A 2,586-nucleotide genomic window follows, 5' to 3' on the forward strand; every position below is an offset into this window, starting at 1 on the left:
CCCTGAGGGCGCTCGATGCGATCGTTTTGTACAAAGTGGTCGTTACCGGGATGCACCCGATGGCGTAATCCTCCGCGTCCCTGATGGAACATAGGTTCGCTAATATCATCCGTCGGAATAGAAACGGATTCGCCGCTATCGATGTCGGTCACCGAACGCTTGTTGATGGCCTCGGAGATCGACTGTTTTATTTGCGCTTTATAACGGCGCAAGAAGCGCTGGCGGTTAACCGCGCTCTTGTTTTTGCCGTTCAGACGCCGGTCAATAAACCAGGTCATATATCCCTCCCGTACTGCATGTGCCAACTTGCAGCGCCTGTAAGTGCCGGAAACGCCGGCCTACGGGACATTGTTGTAGGCCCGGTAAGCGCACGCGCCACCGGGCAGATTATTAAGACGACTTACGCACCCGCAGGTACCACTCGCACAGCAGGCGAACCTGCTTGCGGGTATAGCCTTTTTCCATCATCCGATCGACAAAATCGTCGTGTTTTTTCTGCTCATCGGTTGAGGTTTTCGCATTGAAAGAAATGACCGGCAGCAGCTCTTCGGTATTGGAGAACATTTTCTTCTCAATCACCGTGCGCAGCTTCTCATAGCTCGTCCAGTTCGGGTTGCGGCCGTTGTTGTTGGCGCGGGCGCGCAGCACAAAGTTGACAATTTCGTTACGGAAGTCTTTCGGGTTGCTGATCCCGGCAGGCTTCTCAATTTTTTCCAGTTCAGCGTTCAGCGACTCGCGGTCGAACAGCTGGCCGGTATCCGGGTCGCGATATTCTTGATCCTGAATCCAGAAGTCCGCATAGGTGACATAACGATCAAAAATGTTCTGCCCGTATTCGGAATAGGATTCGAGGTACGCGGTCTGGATCTCTTTGCCGATAAACTCAGCGTATTTCGGGATCAGATAGCCTTTCAGGAATTCCAGATAGCGTTCCGACTGCTCCTGCGGGAACTGCTCGCGCTCGATCTGCTGCTCCAGCACGTAGAACAGATGCACCGGGTTGGCCGCCACTTCCGCGTGGTCGAAGTTAAACACCCGCGAGAGGATTTTAAAGGCGAAACGCGTCGACAGACCGTTCATCCCTTCGTCCACGCCCGCGTAATCACGATACTCCTGATACGACTTGGCTTTCGGGTCGGTATCTTTCAGGCTTTCACCATCATAGACGCGCATTTTCGAGTAGATGCTGGAGTTTTCCGGCTCTTTCAGACGCGAAAGAATCGAGAAGCGCGACAGCGTTTCCAGCGTGCCCGGCGCGCATGGCGCATGGGTCAGCTCACTGTGATTAAGCAGTTTCTCGTAAATCTTGATCTCTTCGGAGATCCGCAGGCAGTAAGGCACCTTGACGATATAAACACGGTCGAGGAACGCCTCGTTGTTTTTGTTGTTACGGAAGGTCACCCACTCCGATTCGTTCGAGTGCGCGAGGATAATGCCGTTGAACGGCAGGGCGGAGATCCCTTCGGTGCCGTTATAGTTACCTTCCTGAGTCGCGGTCAGCAGCGGATGCAGCACCTTAATGGGCGCTTTAAACATCTCGACGAATTCCATGATCCCTTGGTTGGCGCGGCACAGCGCGCCGGAGTAGCCGTAGGCGTCCGGGTCGTTCTGCGCGTAATGTTCCAGTTTACGAATATCGACCTTACCGACCAGCGCCGAGATATCCTGGTTGTTCTCGTCGCCCGGTTCGGTTTTGGCAATCGCAATCTGCTCGAGAATTGACGGCCACACTTTAACCACACGGAATTTGGTGATGTCGCCACCAAACTCGTGCAGGCGTTTCGCCGCCCACGGCGACATGATGGTGCCGAGATAGCGGGTAGGCACGCCGTACTCTTTTTCCAGAATCTGCGCGTCTTCCTGCGGGTTGAACAGACACAGCGGATGGTCGTTTACCGGGCTGCGTTCGCCGTTGGCGCTCAGCACGTAGATAGGCACCCGCTGCATCAGCGATTTCAGACGTTCAGCCAGCGATGATTTACCGCCGCCGACCGGGCCCAATAAGTAGAGGATTTGTTTTTTCTCTTCCAGTCCCTGGGCGGCGTGTTTCAGATAGGAAACAATCTGCTCAATGGCTTCTTCCATGCCGTAAAACTCTTCGAACGCCGGGTAGCGCCCGATGACTCGGTTCGAAAAGAGACGGGAAAGCCGCGGTTCCTGGGCGGTATCAACCATTATCGGCTCGCCAATAGCCGTTAATAGCCGTTCTGCCGCGTTAGCATAGGCACTGCGATCCTGCTTACATACAGCAAGAAACTCCTGCAGTGTGAACTCTTCGTCCTTGGCAGCTTCATAGCGCTGGCGATAGTGATCGAATATATTCATGGCATGCCGTCCTTTCGTTTTTTAGCACAGGTTAAGAGCCGTTGGTATGAATAATGGGGGCTCCCGGAAGAGGTAAGCCGAACGACGCTCAACCTTGACCCAGCAACCTGTGTGCCAGGTTGTCGGACAATAAGCAATGACGCTCGCGGCAATTACACCTTCTAAAAATAAGCGTAGATGGCATTTGCAAAACTTGCATGGCGATAAAATCGATTTTCAATGACATATCAATAACTCATCAAAAAATACGGGCATTAAATC

General features: G+C 53.3%; 2 protein-coding genes. Both read right to left on the reverse strand.

What is annotated here, in order from left to right:
• Window positions 1–278 (reverse strand): DUF444 family protein (locus NNN71_RS24315; RefSeq protein ID WP_271459549.1); only part of this gene is annotated, 278 nt, incomplete at its 3' end.
• A gap of 112 nt (window positions 279–390) precedes the next feature.
• On the reverse strand, window positions 391–2,325 hold the full coding sequence (gene yeaG, locus NNN71_RS24320; RefSeq protein WP_163445726.1) for a protein kinase YeaG: 1,935 nt from the start codon (window positions 2,323–2,325) through the stop codon (window positions 391–393).
• Between the last annotated feature and the right edge of the window lie 261 nt (window positions 2,326–2,586).

Origin of the sequence: Kluyvera sp. Awk 3 (assembly GCF_028069715.1) — a bacterium.
Classification (GTDB): Bacteria; Pseudomonadota; Gammaproteobacteria; order Enterobacterales; family Enterobacteriaceae; genus Kluyvera; species Kluyvera georgiana_A.